15 protein-coding genes, 1 other RNA gene and 2 pseudogenes are annotated in these 16,273 nt (G+C 39.7%); 3 read left to right on the top strand and 15 right to left on the bottom strand.

The window, feature by feature from the left end; translation table 11 throughout:
- Positions 1 to 6: 6 nt before the first annotated feature.
- The 7 genes and pseudogenes from INP94_RS06005 to cysS form a co-directional block, all read right to left on the bottom strand.
- Positions 7 to 471 (bottom strand): annotated as a pseudogene (locus tag INP94_RS06005) (DALR domain-containing protein); the annotation flags it as partial.
- Positions 456 to 1,169: an HvfC family RiPP maturation protein gene (locus tag INP94_RS06010; RefSeq protein ID WP_014065046.1), complete on the bottom strand. Its 714-nt coding sequence runs from the start codon at positions 1,167 to 1,169 to the stop codon at positions 456 to 458. The pseudogene INP94_RS06005 and the gene INP94_RS06010, both read right to left, overlap by 16 nt.
- Complete coding sequence (locus tag INP94_RS06015; protein ID WP_009501044.1) at positions 1,159 to 2,079, bottom strand: HvfB family MNIO-type RiPP peptide maturase; 921 nt, start codon at positions 2,077 to 2,079, stop codon at positions 1,159 to 1,161. Before INP94_RS06015 ends, INP94_RS06010 begins: the two co-directional genes overlap by 11 nt.
- A gap of 77 nt (positions 2,080 to 2,156) precedes the next feature.
- Complete coding sequence (gene hvfA / locus INP94_RS06020) at positions 2,157 to 2,429, bottom strand: oxazolone/thioamide-modified RiPP metallophore HvfA (protein ID WP_005699875.1); 273 nt, start codon at positions 2,427 to 2,429, stop codon at positions 2,157 to 2,159.
- Positions 2,430 to 2,463: 34 nt separating this feature from the next.
- The gene (locus INP94_RS06025) at positions 2,464 to 2,904 is read right to left on the bottom strand and encodes an HvfX family Cu-binding RiPP maturation protein (RefSeq protein ID WP_005699852.1); all 441 of its coding nucleotides are present in this window, start codon (positions 2,902 to 2,904) and stop codon (positions 2,464 to 2,466) included.
- A 234-nt stretch (positions 2,905 to 3,138) separates the two neighbouring features.
- Positions 3,139 to 3,375: pseudogene (locus tag INP94_RS06030) on the bottom strand (integrase core domain-containing protein); the annotation flags it as partial.
- Positions 3,376 to 3,446: 71 nt separating this feature from the next.
- Positions 3,447 to 4,826 carry a cysteine--tRNA ligase gene (gene cysS, locus INP94_RS06035; RefSeq protein WP_065244317.1) on the bottom strand — a complete coding sequence of 460 codons (1,380 nt, stop codon included), beginning with the start codon at positions 4,824 to 4,826 and terminating at the stop codon, positions 3,447 to 3,449.
- A 111-nt stretch (positions 4,827 to 4,937) separates the two neighbouring features.
- On the opposite strand from cysS, the gene INP94_RS06040 reads away from it, so the two are divergent.
- Positions 4,938 to 5,447, top strand: a complete 510-nt coding sequence (locus INP94_RS06040) for a peptidylprolyl isomerase (RefSeq protein WP_005699853.1) — start codon at positions 4,938 to 4,940, stop codon at positions 5,445 to 5,447.
- Between the two features lie 58 nt (positions 5,448 to 5,505).
- On the top strand, positions 5,506 to 6,294 hold the full coding sequence (locus tag INP94_RS06045) for a TatD family hydrolase (RefSeq protein ID WP_049366231.1): 789 nt from the start codon (positions 5,506 to 5,508) through the stop codon (positions 6,292 to 6,294).
- Here the strand turns inward: INP94_RS06045 and nrdG are convergent.
- Positions 6,291 to 6,758, bottom strand: coding sequence for an anaerobic ribonucleoside-triphosphate reductase-activating protein (nrdG, locus tag INP94_RS06050; protein ID WP_197542998.1), 468 nt, complete (start codon positions 6,756 to 6,758; stop codon positions 6,291 to 6,293). The genes INP94_RS06045 and nrdG overlap by 4 nt on opposite strands.
- Positions 6,759 to 6,885: 127 nt before the next feature.
- Between nrdG and ffs the strand changes: the two genes are divergently transcribed.
- Positions 6,886 to 6,984: signal recognition particle sRNA small type (gene ffs, locus INP94_RS06055), an RNA gene on the top strand.
- Positions 6,985 to 7,010: 26 nt separating this feature from the next.
- On the opposite strand, the gene cydC is transcribed toward ffs, so the two are convergent.
- The 7 genes from cydC to INP94_RS06090 form a co-directional block, all read right to left on the bottom strand.
- Positions 7,011 to 8,741 (bottom strand): heme ABC transporter ATP-binding protein/permease CydC, encoded by a 1,731-nt coding sequence (gene cydC, locus INP94_RS06060; protein WP_197542999.1) that lies wholly within the window; start codon positions 8,739 to 8,741, stop codon positions 7,011 to 7,013.
- On the bottom strand, positions 8,741 to 10,501 hold the full coding sequence (cydD, locus tag INP94_RS06065; protein ID WP_197543000.1) for a heme ABC transporter permease/ATP-binding protein CydD: 1,761 nt from the start codon (positions 10,499 to 10,501) through the stop codon (positions 8,741 to 8,743). Before cydD ends, cydC begins: the two co-directional genes overlap by 1 nt.
- A 145-nt stretch (positions 10,502 to 10,646) precedes the next feature.
- Entirely contained in the window at positions 10,647 to 11,600 is a 954-nt protein-coding gene (gene trxB, locus INP94_RS06070; RefSeq protein ID WP_197543001.1) for a thioredoxin-disulfide reductase, read from the bottom strand.
- A gap of 89 nt (positions 11,601 to 11,689) precedes the next feature.
- Complete coding sequence (locus INP94_RS06075) at positions 11,690 to 12,547, bottom strand: co-chaperone YbbN (RefSeq protein WP_197543002.1); 858 nt, start codon at positions 12,545 to 12,547, stop codon at positions 11,690 to 11,692.
- A 113-nt stretch (positions 12,548 to 12,660) separates the two neighbouring features.
- Positions 12,661 to 13,977: a nucleobase:cation symporter-2 family protein gene (locus tag INP94_RS06080; RefSeq protein ID WP_111328547.1), complete on the bottom strand. Its 1,317-nt coding sequence runs from the start codon at positions 13,975 to 13,977 to the stop codon at positions 12,661 to 12,663.
- Positions 13,978 to 14,112: 135 nt separating this feature from the next.
- The gene (locus INP94_RS06085) at positions 14,113 to 15,510 is read right to left on the bottom strand and encodes a DASS family sodium-coupled anion symporter (RefSeq protein WP_197543003.1); all 1,398 of its coding nucleotides are present in this window, start codon (positions 15,508 to 15,510) and stop codon (positions 14,113 to 14,115) included.
- 164 nt (positions 15,511 to 15,674) lie between these two features.
- Positions 15,675 to 16,256: a uracil-DNA glycosylase family protein gene (locus tag INP94_RS06090; protein WP_197543004.1), complete on the bottom strand. Its 582-nt coding sequence runs from the start codon at positions 16,254 to 16,256 to the stop codon at positions 15,675 to 15,677.
- Positions 16,257 to 16,273 lie beyond the last annotated feature (17 nt).

Below are 16,273 nucleotides of genomic sequence, written 5' to 3' on the forward strand. Positions count from 1 at the left end.
GTGAGATTATTGTTTACGCCACGTCGTGCCGTTAGGGCCGTCTTCTAACACAATTCCCATTGCAGTGAGTTCATTACGAGCCGCATCTGCAGCAGCCCAATCTTTAGCAGCACGCGCTTCGTTGCGTTGTTTGATGAGCGCTTCAATTTTTGCGACTTCATCATCGTCAGAGCCCGCTTGTAAGAATTTTTCTGGATCTTGTTGAAGTAAACCTAAGATACCCGCTAATTCACGTAAACGAGCAGCAAGACCATTGGCTTTTTCTGTATCTTCAGTTTTCAATTTATTGATTTCACGAGCCATTTCAAATAAGACAGAAAGAGCGTTCGGCGTATTGAAATCATCGTCCATCGCTTGCCCCAAGGTTATATAGTCGCCCTCTTGCATCCATTCATATTTAAAGCTGCGAAACCAACGCTCCATTGGGGCATTATCCCAACAGTTACCTCGGCGACTCATACTTTGGGATAAAGCACTTCAGCATTAATCCAATTCACCCAGGTGTTTTCCAATAATGGAATTAAGGGAGTGCTATCTTCAACAACTGTATTTAAGGCAGATAATACCTCTTCTAAAGACGAAGGTTGTTCTTGTATATAACTTAATAGCCAAAAGTCAAGTTCAGATAAGCGTTGTTGCAGAATATTAAAATCGCTATCCCGCCATATAACAGCTTGCATAGGGTTTTCATCAAATTGTTTAAAATCGCTTGATAAAAAATCGACTTCATAGCTTTTTAAATAAGCTGCATCAGATAACTGCATTACGCTATACTTATTCCACTCAAATTTTTCAGGTACTTTTGCTAAAGAAACTTCTGCAAGTAATTGAGTATTTTCAAAATCCATCAATGCCAGTATATTGGCGTCAAAACTCTCTTTTTCTTGACAAAATAAGAGAAATTCTCCAGCAATATCTTGAAAATAAGGCGAATGTGATTTTCCTTTTAATACAAAAAATTCTTTTGTCTGAGACCAACTCTCAGCAGAAACGTGTTTAGGCGCTTCAACAAAACAACGGTCAATAAAACCAAAGATGTTATTTCGAACTAAACGAGCATAAACAGCAAGGCGATTCGGAGCATAACCATTTAGAGGTTGAGCATTAGCCAATCGAACTGCTGTGGCAAGTGCTTTTTGTGTTTCAATAAGCGAAGGTTTAGGCTGCATAGGATATTACCTCTTTTTGAGCATATTTTTGCTGTAGTTGTGCAATATGTTCAACTTCAGCATAAAGTTCTGCAAATGGAGGGAAATTGAAATCACGCTCTAATAATGTTGGCGGAATGACAGGTAGTCGTTGATAGGCATATTCTAATAAATCCCACACAGTACCTTTTACTGCCTCACCGTGTGTATCAATTAATAACTCTGGTAAATAGCGATATGCCCCTTTTATTTTATTAAATGATTCTCCTTCTAAATCCTCCACAACTTGTGCGGCAGAATGTTCTTCGTCGTGTCCTGCTATATGAATGTAATTGACACGTTTCACATCTACTTGATCTAAAAAAACATAAGGATCAAGTAAACCGTGATTGATGCCATTTACATAAATATTATTCACATCTAAATGAATACTACAATCCGCTTCTTGTGCAATAGCATTTAAAAATTCTACTTCATTCATTGTGCTGGTGGGAGAGTGTAAATAATAAGAGGTATTTTCTAATGAAATTTGTAATCCTAAAAAATCTTGCACATAGCGGATTCTCTGTGCTACGTGTTTTACAGCTTCTTCAGTAAATGGCATAGGTAATAAATCATATAAATGCCCTTCACATTCACAATAACTCAAATGTTCAGAAAAAAATGTCGAATTATATTGAGTCATTAATGCTTTAGTATTTTTTAATAACTCGCGATCAAGTGGTGCTTGCCCGCCTAATGAAAGTGATAGTCCGTGTACCGCAAGTGGATATCTTTCAGCGGCTTGATCAAATTTATAACGAGCAGCTCCTCCCATTTTTACCCAATTTTCTGGAGCAACTTCCATAAACTGAATCGCATTATTTGATGATAAATTCAAAAAATCATCCGCTAAATCTCGACGATACCCTAATCCTGCACCTTGTAACATAATTATTTACTCCTTTTAATACAACACTGATGTAAATTTACACCAGTGTTATGGATGGCATCTAGATTAAAATACGATTATTTAGAGCCACATTTACCTTCACCACATTTACCTTCTGCAGCTTTTGGTTTGCTCGCACCACATTTACCTTCTGCGGCTTTCGTTTCGTTTGCACCACATTTGCCTTCTCCGCATTTACCTTCTGCTGCTTTTGTTTTCACACATTTATCACCCACACAAGGTGTTGCAGCTTTATCTGTACTGCTTGATTTTGGCTCAGCGTGTGCAACAGTAGCTACTGTCATCGTTAATGCTCCTGCTAATGCGGCTAAAGTGGATAATTTTTTCATTTAAATCTCCTAGAATTTGATATTGAATATATAGTTAGAGGAATTTCAACCAGCTTTTAGTTGGATAAACCTTCTTAATAAGCGTGTCTAAAGAGAGTTTCCCTGCTCCCTGCGTAATTAAGATTAATAAAGTTACCACATAAATTAAGGGTAATTTATAACCATTATCACAAACGTTATAACCTGAATCGGCGTGAATGCTATACCACGCGACAGAGATTAAAATCGTTAAACTTAATGCACTAAAACGTGTTAGCACCCCAAATATCAGCAAGAATGGGAAAATTAATTCAGATCCCATTGCAACGTGCCAATTAATATCGGCTGGAATAAGATTAAATGGAAAAGGAAAACGATCTTGTATTTCAGTAAACCAATTTTGACCATTCCATTTTTCTAACCCTGCCTCTAAAAATTCCCACGCAAGAAAAAAGCGTAAAATCAATAAACTCACGCCGCTGCTGATACCTTGCATCTTACAATCTTTCATTTTTTCCTCTGATTGATTACCTATTTTATGAAACTATTTAGTTCATTATGGTAGGAAATGCTTCCTAGTTATTCTATTAGTCGGAGATAAGCCTTTTTTCTTACACTTTTTTTCAAAAAATTGAAAATATTATTTTTTGTAAAAATGCAGATAACATTAAGGGCAAAGATTCTAATAATCTTCGCCCTTTTATCTTTTACTGATTAATGTAGTGATCAGCTAATTCAACAGTCCCCGATAGGTTTTTTTTGTTAAAACAGGCGCCAAACCTTGATTGTAACGATGTGGGCGAACAAAATTGTAATACATCACATAAGCTCTCACATCGTCCATCGCTTGCCCCAAGGTTAGATAGTCGCCCTCTTGCATCCATTCATATTTAAAGCTGCGGAACCAACGCTCCATTGGAGCATTATCCCAACAGTTACCTAGGCGACTCATACTTTGAGTTACCTGAATGAAGGTTGAGCGGAATAGCTACACCTTGAGTTTGAAAAAATGGAAAATTGATGTGAAAAATTGCGAGATTATTGTTTACGCCACGTCGTGCCGTTGGCGCCATCTTCTAACACGATACCCATTGCCGTAAGTTCATTACGTGCCGCATCTGCTGCAGTCCAATCTTTAGCGGCACGGGCTTCGTTTCGTTGTTTGATAAGCGCTTCAATTTTTGCGACTTCATCATCGTCAGAACCAGCTTGTAAGAATTTTTCTGGATCTTGTTGAAGTAAACCTAAGATACCCGCTAATTCACGTAAACGAGCAGCAAGACCATTGGCTTTTTCTGCATCTTCAGTTTTCAATTTATTGATTTCACGCGCCATTTCAAATAAGACAGAAAGGGCATTCGGTGTATTGAAATCATCATCCATTGCCTCACGGAAGGCTTCCACAAAATTTTCACCACCAAAAGCAACCGCACTTTGATCGGTGCCACGTAAAGCGGTGTACAAACGTTCTAATGCACCTTGTGCTAAATTCAGGTTTTCTTCACTGTAGTTGAGCTGGCTGCGATAGTGTGCTGTTAGTAAGAAATAACGCACCGCTTCTGCATTGTAGTGGTTTAATACATCACGAATAGTGAAGAAGTTGCCGAGGGATTTCGACATTTTTTCTTTATCTACCATGATCATGCCAGAATGGATCCAATAATTCACATATTGACCACCATGAGCACAGCAAGATTGCGCAATTTCATTTTCGTGGTGCGGGAACATTAAATCAGAACCACCGCCGTGAATATCAAAATGTTCACCAAGTTGTTTACAGTTCATCGCTGAACATTCAATGTGCCAACCTGGACGACCAGCACCCCATGGCGATGGCCAGCTTGGTTCGTTTTCTTTCGACATTTTCCAAAGCACGAAATCCATTGGATTTTTCTTGATTTCATTAATTTCAATACGTGCACCGGCTTGTAATTGGTCAAGATCTTGGCGCGATAATTTGCCGTATTCTTTAAAGCTTTCCACGTCAAACATGACATCACCATTGTCTGCAACATAAGCATGACCACGTGCAATCAGTTTTTCCACAATCTCAATAATTTCAGGGATATGATGCGTCGCACGAGGCTCAAAATCTGGACGTAGTACGTTTAACGCATCAAAATCTTTATACATTTCTTGCACCATGCGATCTACAAGTTGATCGCAGGTTTCTTTGTTTTCTAATGCACGTTTAATGATTTTATCGTCCACATCAGTGATATTACGCACATAAGTTAAATCGTAACCTAAAGAACGTAAATAGCGGGCAATCACATCAAAACATACAAAGGTACGACCATGGCCAATATGGCATAAATCGTAAACGGTCACGCCGCACACATACATACCCACTTTTCCTTTATGGATAGGTTTGAACACTTCTTTTTCACGAGTGAGGGTATTAAAAATCTTTAACATATTTTTTCTCTTAAAACTAGTTGGAAAACGACCGTACTTTTTCTGCTCCTTGTGGCACTTTCTCGCCATTTGTGGAATAATGAATGCCTTAATTTTCAAGAGGAAAACAAAATGGTTACATTACACACAAATTTTGGCGATATTAAAATTAAACTTGATTTTGATAAAGCGCCAATCACTGCAGAAAACTTTTTAAACTATTGTAAAAACGGTTTCTATAATAACACAATTTTTCATCGTGTTATTGATGGATTTATGATTCAAGGTGGTGGTATGGAAAGCGGAATGCGTGAAAAAGCAACAAACGCACCGATCCAAAATGAAGCTAACAATCGTTTAAGTAACAAACGTGGCACAATCGCCATGGCGCGTACCTCTGATCCACATTCTGCAACGGCACAATTCTTCATTAACGTGGCAGATAATGACTTCTTAAACTACCGTTCAAAAGAGATGTTTGGCCGTGAAGTGGTACAAGAATGGGGCTATGCCGTATTCGGTGAAGTGGTTGAAGGCATGGATGTGGTTGATAAAATCAAAAAAGTAAAAACCGGTAATAAAGGCTTCCACCAAGATGTTCCGACCGAAGATGTGGTGATTACATCCGTTTCTGTTGAATAATTAATTCGGTGTGTGGATGCGTAATCTACACACCTTTTTTCTTAAGTGAAATAACGTTATGCCTTTCTTCGATACTCATACCCACCTCGATTATCTTCATCATGACACGGGAGAGCCATTAGCTCAGCTCGTAGAGAACGCTAAGCAAGCTGATGTGCAGAAAATCTTGATTGTGGCGGTAAAAGAATCGGATTTTAAAACAATCCAAAATATGACCGCACTTTTCCCTGAGCATCTTTATTGTGGACTTGGGTTACACCCTCTTTATATCAAAGAACATCAAGAGCATGATTTAGAGAAATTGGATGCGGCGTTATCTGTACGTGATCAAAATTGTACAGCCGTAGCAGAAATTGGTTTAGAGTGTGCGATTCCAGAGTTATTGATGGATGAATTATGGCAAAAGCAACAGCTCTTTTTGGAGAGCCAGCTTTATTTAGCGAAGAAGTACAATCTGTCGGTTAATTTACATAGTCGAAAATCCCACGAGCAATTATTCCGCTTTTTAAAACAAGCCAATTTGCCAAAATGTGGTGTCGTGCATGGTTTTTCAGGAAGTTATGAGCAAGCAAAAAGATTTGTGGATTTAGGCTATAAAATTGGCGTAGGCGGCACAATTACTTATGAACGCGCGAATAAAACGCGTCAAGCGATTGCCAAGTTACCATTAGAGGCATTGGTGTTAGAAACGGATACACCAGATATGCCCGTATTTGGCTTTCAAGGGCAACCTAACCGACCAGAGCGGATTGTTCACACCTTTGACGCTTTATGTAGTTTAAGAAGTGAAAATGCTGAAGTGATCAAAGAAACGGCTTGGCAGAATAGCTTAACCTTATTTGGTTAAACCTTAAAACGATAAATCACTTGATTGGCTGAACCACGCCAAACCAAGCTTGGGTCAGCCTGTTCTTGTATAAATTTTCCATCAATGAGCACGTCAATATAAGGCAACATTTGACGTTGATAATCATCAAGTTCATCCAGTTTATAACCCGTCCACACCCAAATATCCTTATCGGGACATTCTTTTTTTACACGTTGTACAAAAGGAAGTAAGGCTTCGACATTACGTGGATGCATCGGATCCCCACCAGAAAGTGTGAGCCCTTGACGTTTAATGCGCGTATCTTTTAAATCATTGATGATTTGTTGTTCCATCGCCTGATCAAATAATACGCCATTATCAAAAGACCAACTCTTTTGATTGTAACAACCTCGGCAACCATGTGTACAGCCGCTAACGAAAAGGGTACAACGGGTGCCTTCGCCATTTACAACATCGGTAGGGTAGTATTGGAGATAGTTCATGGTTTTACCTTAAAAGTGCGGTTGATTTTCTCGTCAAATTCACTGAATTGATAAATTAACCTTTGCAATACAGGGCCAATTCTTGCATAATAGCCCACCTAATCGCATTGCGATATCAATGGAAATCTTCTCGGTCTCTCGCAACGGTGTCCGGTTTACTCGGTCAGGTTCGGAAGAAAGCAGCCAAAGTCGGAATTTCTGTGTGCCGAGAATAAGCTGGGAAGATTTCCACCCAACTTATCCTTTCTTATTTTACACTCGCTCAACTAATTGTTTGAAGAACCCTTTTTCTAATTGCAATAATTCTGTATAAGTGCCTTTTTCAATTAGCTTCGCTTCATCAATCACACAAAGTTCATCAAATTGCTCAATCGCCGTTAAGCGGTGAGTCACCATAATTAAGGTTTTATTTTCAGCATGGGCAAGAATTAAACGCAGAATTTGGCGTTCAGTTTCGCGGTCTAAACCTTCGGTTGGCTCATCTAATAATAAAATTGGCGCATCATTAAGCAAAATACGTGCTAAGCCTAAACGACGTTGTTCTCCACCAGATAGTGGACGGCCGCCATCGCCTAGCCAAATATCTAGGCCTTGTTCTTGTTCCAACAATTTGCCTAAACCAACCTGATTTAACACCTCGATCATTTTTTCATCTGAAATATTGACCGCACTTGCGAATTGCAGATTTTGACGAAGTGTATCGCTAAATACATGAACACGTTGCGTTAAAAAGCAGAATTGGCTGCGTAATGTATCTTCTGCATAATCAGAAATTGGTTTACCAGCAAGGCTTAATTCTCCTTGATTAGCATCATAATTACGCACTAAAAGCTGTAATAACGTGGATTTCCCGCTACCTGTTTTACCTAAAATCGCGACTTTTTTACCTTTTTGAATGGTTAAATTCAAATTGTCTAAAGCACGATTTTGACGTTCAGGATAAGTAAAAGAAAGATCTTTCGCTTCAATTAATGTAGTCGCATTTTGATCGAACTCCGTCTTACCATTAAAAACGACTAATGGTTGCTGTTCGATAATATCTGTCACGCGTTCAGCTGAAGCAATTACTTGCCCGATATGTAAGAATGCCGAGCCTAATGGCATTAAGATTTCAAATGAAGCTAAAGCAGCAAAAGTGAAAAGCGCAATAAACGCCATACGGTATTCATCGTTACCAAACTCAGCTTGTGAGCTAAACCACAACATTGCGGCAATAATCAAACCATTTAAGAAGAGTGAAAGAGCGGTTGAAAATCCGCTTAAATTGGCTTCTTTTTGTTGGTCTGCTTGCCAGTTAGTTTCGGTTTTTGCCATGTTATTTTTCAATTTATCTTCGGCATTAAAGAGCAATAATTCAGCTTGCGCTTGGATAAATTCTAGGAATTGTGTGCGGTAAAGTGCACGTGAATGCACGAGTTTGTCGCCAAATTTTTTACCCAGTTGGTAGAAAACGGTTGGAATAACGAATACCAATAAAAGTAGGCTAATGCCTAAACCTAAGGCTAAAGGAGTATTGACGAAACTTAGGCCAATACACATAGCTAGAATCACAAAAATAGCCGTAATAAATGGCGCAATTAAGCGAAGATAAAGGCTATCGAGGGTATCTACATCAGACACTAAGCGGTTTAATAAATCGCTGTTACGGTAGCGATTTAACACCGCAGGGCTTAATGGAATAATCTTCTCAAAAACTTGTACCCGTAATTTAGCCAAGATGCGGAAAGTCGCATCGTGAGTGACCAACTTTTCGAAATAGCGGAAAAGGGTGCGGCTAATAGCAAGCCCACGCACAGAAGCAGAGGGATAGAAGAAATTAAATAACGTGCCAAGACCTGCAATAGCTGTTGCGGCTAAAAACCAACCAGATGTGGTCAGCAAGCCTATGCTAGATGCAAGGCCTGTAATCATCAAAACTAAGCCTAAAAATAAAGGCAACTTGGCGAATTTAAATAAACGTAAAAAGGGAAGTAAAGCATGCATTATTGAATATCCTCTTTTCGTTGAGCCAATAATTCGGCAAAGAAGCCTTGATTTTTTAATTGGTTGAAATGGCCTTGTTGAACAATTTCACCTTCTTGCATCACTAAAATGTTATCGCATTGTTTTAGATCTTCAATGCGGTGTGTGATCATTAAGGTGGTTTGGTTATAGCTCATTTCAGCAAGGGCAGCAAGTACCAGATTTTCAGATTGAGCATCAAGGCTAGCGGTTGGCTCATCGAGTAATAATAAATTGCCTTTGCGCAGTAAAGCGCGTGCGATAGCTAAGCGTTGAGCTTGGCCTACAGATACACCCATCCCACCATCTTTAATTTCGCTATCCAAGCCTAATTTCTCGGTAAACTCTTTCGCTTGCGCAGAAATCAAGGCTTGCTCAATTTGCTCATCAGTTGCTTGAATATCACCTAAAAGTAGATTTTCTTTGATGCTACCTTGTAGTAGTAATGGGTTTTGACCTACCCATGCAATTTGTTTACGCCAGTCGCTTAAGCGGCTTTGATTCAGTTCCATACCGTTAATTTTTAAGCTGCCTTCATAAGGTAAGAAACCGAGTAATACATTGATTAAAGAGGTTTTTCCTGCACCACTTTGGCCCACAAGGGCAATATGGCTTTCTTTCGGAATATGAAATGAAAGCGGTTTCGTTAATGGTTGACCTTGTGGAGAAAGCGCCACTAAATTTTCAGCCTGAATCTCGACCGCACTTTGTGCTGGAATTTGTTCATTGCCTTGATGTGCAATTAAATAATCTGCTTCTAAGAAATCGACAATGGCATCAGCTGCACCAATACCAGCTGCACGATCGTGATAGTAAGTCCCGAGATCACGCAATGGTTGATAAAACTCTGGCGCCAGAATTAAGCAGAAAAAGCCGGTAAATAAGGTCAGCGTGGTGCCATAAGTACCAAATTCGACTTGGCCTAAATAGCTAAAACCAAAGTACACCGCCATTAAAGCAATGGAAATGGAGGTGAAAAACTCTAACACGGCAGAAGAGAGAAACGCCATTTTAAGTACTGTCATGGTCGTTTCACGGAAGTCTTCCGTTGTGTTTTCAATATGTTGAGTTTGTTCTGAAGTGCGGTTAAAAAGACGCAAGGTTTCTAAACCGCGTAAGCGATCCAAGAATTGTGCACTCAAGCGAGAAAGGGTAGCCATATTTTTTTGGCTGCTATCTGCTGCGGCAATCCCTACCAGAATCATAAAAATTGGTACAAGCGGTGCAGTGATCATCAAAATCAGTCCAGCTGCCCAGTTGAGCGGGAATACGGCAATTAAAATCACCATTGGTACAATGGCAGACAAACTTTGTTGTGGTAAGAATCGTGCATAGAAATTATGCAGATTTTCCACTTGTTCAAGCATGATACTTGCCCAGCTTCCAGCAGGTTTGTTATTGATAGTCGCAGGTCCTACTTGGTGGATTTTATCTAAGATCTTTTGGCGCATATGATTGCGTAGTAATCGACCTGCTTTAAAGCCAATTTTTTCGCGTAGCCATAAAATGGCCGCACGCAACGCAAAAGTAATGATTAATGCAATAAAATAGGGAACCAGTTCAGCGCGATCGACATGTTGCATAATGAGCTTGTCGAGCAATGTCGCAAGAAAATAGGTTTGAGCCACAAGAATTAAGGAGGAAAGTGTGGCAAGGGCAATATTGGTGCGCATTAATTTTTTAACAGGTTGTTGCTGCGCACGAAGCCATTTTTGTAAATATTTTTGGCGAAGTTTGTCCATAGATTTGTAGAATTAGTATTTAAAAAGTTCTCCCTCTCAATTGAGAGGGAGTTTGAAGGGCGAGTTCATTCATACAGAATTGATTCTTTAAAATCTCCCCTAACCCCTCTTTGTTAAAGAGGGGAAAATAAATAAGGAAATTTATTTATTCTTGTGCATCTAAATAACGTTCAGCATCTAATGCCGCCATACAGCCTGTACCTGCTGAAGTAATCGCCTGGCGATAGTTGTGATCCATTACATCACCTGCAGCAAATACGCCTTCCACAGAGGTTGCTGTTGCGTTGCCTTCAAGACCTGATTTAACCACAATATAACCATTATTAAGTTCAAGCTGACCTTGGAAGATTTCAGTGTTTGGTGCATGACCGATAGCAATAAATAAACCGTCTAATTTCACGTCTTCTTTTTCACCGGTTTTCACGTTTTCTAAACGTACACCGGTTACGCCCATGTTATCACCTAACACTTCATTCAAAGTGCGGTCAGTATGAAGCACGATTTTGCCTTCTTCGACTTTTTTGTATAAGCGATCGATTAAGATTTTTTCCGCACGGAAGCTATCGCGACGGTGGATTAAGTGCACTTCAGAAGCAATATTAGCTAAATAAAGCGCTTCTTCAACCGCGGTATTTCCGCCACCGACAACAGCAACCGGTTTATTGCGATAGAAGAAACCATCACAGGTTGCACAAGCTGAAACGCCGCGGCCTTTATAAGCGGTTTCAGATTCTAATCCGATATAACGTGCTGATGCCCCTGTTGCGATGATTAATGCATCACATGTGAAGGTTTGCATATCGCCATAAAGTTTGAACGGGCGAGAAGATAAATCGACTTTATTAATATGATCAAACACGATTTCCGTTTCAAATTTTTCAGCGTGTTGCAACATACGTTGCATTAAACCTGTGCCAGTTGTCATTTCAAAATCACCCGGCCAGTTTTCAATTTCATCCGTGGTAGTAAGTTGCCCGCCTTGTTGAAGACCGGTCACTAAAACAGGTTTTAAGTTTGCACGTGCGGCATAAATAGCGGCGGTATAACCTGCAGGGCCTGAACCTAAAATTAATAATTTGCTGTGTTTAACGTCTGACATAAAGAATCCTTTGTTTATAAAATAAAGCATGAGGCTTTTGGAATTCGTTCATTATAAAGCCTTCATGCATAAAAAAATAGTTGATCGTATTAGTAAAGCAATGAATACAGCAATCGGCGATATTTATTGGTGATAGGATCTGCATTGCCAATGGCTGATAAAATAGATAAAAACTGTTGTTTTACTTCACCATTTTCTGCAGAAAGATCTTGTTTAAGAATGCTAAATAATAAATCCAATGCTTCTTCGTTTCGATTGGCTTGATGTAGCTGAACTGCCAATTTCAACGCAATTTCAGGCGTTGGATTTTTTGCATAATCCGCTTGTAATTGCTGAATTTCTGGCGTGTCAGCTGCTTTAATTAAAAGCTCGATCTGCGCTTGTAATCCATGCCAACGGCTGTCGCGATCCTGAATAGGAATTTGCGCTAAAATATCTGCCGCAGGTTCTGTTTTTTTCATGGCGATATAGGTTTCCGCATAAAGTAATGCCACATCGCTGTTTTTCTTATCCGAAAGTTCCCAGGCTTCTTTCAGTAATGGAAGGGCTGAGTTGTAATCTTCTACTTGTAAAAAATCCAAGGCTTTTTGGAATTTTAAATCTTCTTCTTTTGGCAAAATTGCACTCAAACGTTGCAATAAACTGGCCTCATCTAATGCACCAGGGAACGCATCTATTGCTTGAGCCTCTTTGAAAAGATAGGTTGTTGGTAACGCTTGAATACGAAATTGAGCAGCAATCATTTGCTCTGTTTCACAATTGACTAAGCCGAGGATAAATTGTCCTTGATGTTGTTCTGCAACACGTTGTAGAACTTTGGCAAAATCAGCTGATTCTTTATGGCTTGGTGCATAAAAGTTAATGACAAGTGGGGTTTCAACAGAACGTTGCAACGTTTCAGTAAGATTTTGTTCGTTGAGCTCAACGAAGAAAGGTAAATCTGCCATTTTTATTCCTTCATAAATGGAAAATGATGCATGATTTTAACAAAGTGCGGTCAGTTTTAGAAATGTTTTACAGGAAAAGAAAAGGGCAGTGTTAATCTGCCCTTATTCGCTATCTATTTTGATTCTTTTGTTTCTTCCACTTTATCTTCAGGAAGCACGAGGTTAAGAATTAAGGCAAGTAATGAACCTACGGTAATGCCTGAACCGAGCACTTCTTTGAAAAAGTGCGGTAATTTATCAAGCAATTCAGGACGAGTTGTTACCGCTAAGCCACAGCCAATAGAAATGGCGATGATTAAACCATTGCGTTTACTACGTGCGACTTTATCCAACATTTGAATACCCGCAGCGATAATCATCGCGAACATCATTAAGCCTGCACCACCTAATACTGGTAATGGAATTGATACAATTAATGCACCGAATACAGGGAATAGGCCCGCTAGTGCTAGAAGCACACCGGTTAGCGCAACCACGTGACGGCTTGCCACGCCAGTTAGAGAAATGACACCAATGTTTTGTGAGAATGATGAGAATGGCGTGGTGGACATAATGGCGGCTAAGGCTGATCCTAAACCATCGGCTAAAACCCCGCCTCGTAAATGTCTGCCAGTAATTTCGGTTTTGGTGGCATTACCTAGTGCTAAGAAGTTACCGCTTGATTCAACAATTGTCACTAAATAGGCAATGGACATGCCGATAATCCCTGAAATAGGGAAGGCTAAACCAAAGTGTAGAGGTTGTGGAATCGCAAAAGTTTGTGCTTGTTTTACGCCTTCAAAGCTTACCCAGCCCATGGCTAAACAAACGATATAACCAGTCATCATCCCAATAACGATCGCAGCTGCAGAGAAAATTCCTTTTCCCCATTGTACGAGGGCTACCACGATCACTAATACAAAGCTCGCCATCATTAAATTTTCTGGCGTCGCATAATTTGCATCACCACGTTGACCACCTGCAAACCAGTCAACGGCAACTGGAATAAGGCTTAAGCCGATCATCATAACGACAGTTCCCGTCACAAGTGGTGGGAATAATTTACGAATATACGGCATGAAAAAGCTGCCGATAATCATCACTAAGGAACCAATGAGAGAAGAGCCTAATATACCAGCGATGCCATATTCACTGAAACCAATGGCAAGAGCAGCAGCAACGAAAGTAAAACTGGTCCCCATTACACTTGGTAAACGAATACCAATAGGCCCCAAGCCTTTACATTGGATAACGGTCACTACGCCGGAAATTAAAAGTGCCGCATTAACTAACGTAATGGTATCTTCGGTCGGTAATTTTAAGACGTTACCAATGACCAATGGTACGGCAATAATTCCCCCTAGTGCAGCAAGTAAATGTTGTGCGGCAAGGAGTAAACTCAATCCGAAAGGTGGTTTGTCTTCCACCGTATAAAGCAGGTTGTTATTCATTTGGTTTCCCTAAGTAAAAAAATTGTGCGAATTATACGTTAATTTTTATTTCAGGCAAACGTTTGCGTAAATAAAATAAAAAAAGTGCGGTTAAAAATCATCTTGTTTTTAACCGCACTTATTCGATTTTAAAGGTTACATCCAGAAAATATAAGCGATTGTCCCGATAATTAGCATACAGGTTAAATCAATAAATTTACCCACGCGGATCATTTCGGATTGTTTCACAAAACCTGTCGAGTATACAATCGCATTTGGTGGGGTACCAACTGGCATCATAAAGGCACAAGATGCCCCTAGGCCGATAATCATCGCAAAACCAAGCGGTGGCATATTCAGTGCTTGTGCGATGGAAATAAAGATTGGAACCAGTAAAGCCGCACTTGCAGTGTTTGACGTAAATTCAGTCAAGCAGACAATAAAGGCTGCAACAATTAATGCCATCACATAGTAGTGACCGCCTTCAATGATGAAGACAATACCATCCGCCATGATTTTACTTGCACCAGACTGAGTCAATACCGAGCTTAAGGTTAAACCGCCACCGAAGAGGAACAGCACGCCCCATTCTGTATTTTCTTGTACTTGTTTCCAACTTGCGATCCCCGTTACACAAATGACAATTGCTGCGGAGAGTGCAACCATACTGTCAAAACTACCAATTGGTTTTGGTAAGCCTAATAATTGAGAAAGAATAGGGTTAATGTAGCCACCAAAAATCCAAAGAATCGCCACTGTGATAAAAATAACCAACGTTAAAATACGTTGTTTAGTCATGTGAATTTTTTCAAATTCAGCAGCAAAACGAAGGACTAATTTAGGTTTAAATACAAGATATAACCAACCAATAATAAGCGGGAATAAAATTAACATCACTGGCGTGCCATACATTAACCAGTCAGCAAAGTCTAAATGGAGCTGTGAAGCGGCAATGGCATTAGGCGGGCTTCCCACAAGCGTTCCCATTCCACCGATGGTCGCACTATAAGCGATCCCTAAAAGCACAAATACATAAGTATTATGTTCTTCTTTTTGATCTAATTGACTCAAAATGGTCATTGAAAGTGGAATCATCATCGCTGCAGTTGCTGTATTACTCATCCACATGGATAAAAATGCCGTCGCTAAGAAAAGGTAAAGCACCGCAACAAAGAGACGACCTTTTGCTAATTGCATGATTTTATTAGAAATCATTTTGTCGATCTTTTGCACATTTAATGCGGTAGCAATCGCAAAACCACCAAAGAATAAGAAAATGGTAGGATCAGCAAAGGCAACAAGCGCCTCACGACTATTTACCAATCCGAGTAATACCGACAAAATTGGAACAAATAGCGCCGTGATAGTCACGTTTACTGCTTCTGTTAACCATAAAATCGCCACGAATGCCAATAATGCTAAGCCTTTATTGGCTGCAGGCTCAAAAGGAAGGACGTTTAATAAAACAAAAAAGAGAATCACATCAGCAAGGAATACCACTGCATTTTTATTCCAAGCTTTAGATTGCGAGTCCGTAATAGGGGTTTGTTGCATATATTTTTTCCTATATATTTTTCTATATATTTTAAGAAGTTGGCGATTCTAGCATAAGTGCGTTTAATCAGAAAATAGGGAGGTACTAAAAATTGATTAGTATTAAAGCAAAGAGCAGTCAAAATCAGATATTTTTGACCGCTCTTTATTCGTGGAATATTTGTTTAACGGGATAAAATCGCTTTCACTTGTTTTTGTAATGTTGGTACTATTTCTTGTTCAAACCATGGATTTTTCTTGAGCCAAATTTGGTTGCGTGGAGAAGGGTGAACGAGCGGGAGAAAGTGAGGGAGAAAATCACGGAAATGATGAACAGTCTCCGTTACATTAAGGTTATTTTCTGGCAAATAGTATTTTTGTGCATATTGTCCAATCAGAATCGTCAGCTCAATATTGGGTAGATTAGCAAGAATTGCTGGATGCCATTTTTCCGCAAAACCTTTGCGCGGTGGTAAATCACCGGATTTTCCTTTGCCTGGATAATAAAAATCCATTGGAATCACGGCAAACATACCCGAGTGATAAAAGGTATCGCGATCCACACCTAGCCATTCACGTAGGCGATCACCGCTTTTATCATTCCAATATAAACGACTTTCTTGGGCTTTAATTCCCGGGGCTTGTCCGACAATATTAATACGAGCCGTGGTTGGTGCGGCAAAAAGCGGTTCAATGCCTTTTGCTGCGAACGATTGATTATCGGGATCTTGCATGATGGATTGCGTGATTTGTGTAAGTGTTGGCATGGTACTTCCTTAATTTA

The sequence above is a fragment of the Haemophilus parainfluenzae genome (genome assembly GCF_014931395.1).
Taxonomy (GTDB): domain Bacteria; phylum Pseudomonadota; class Gammaproteobacteria; order Enterobacterales; family Pasteurellaceae; genus Haemophilus_D.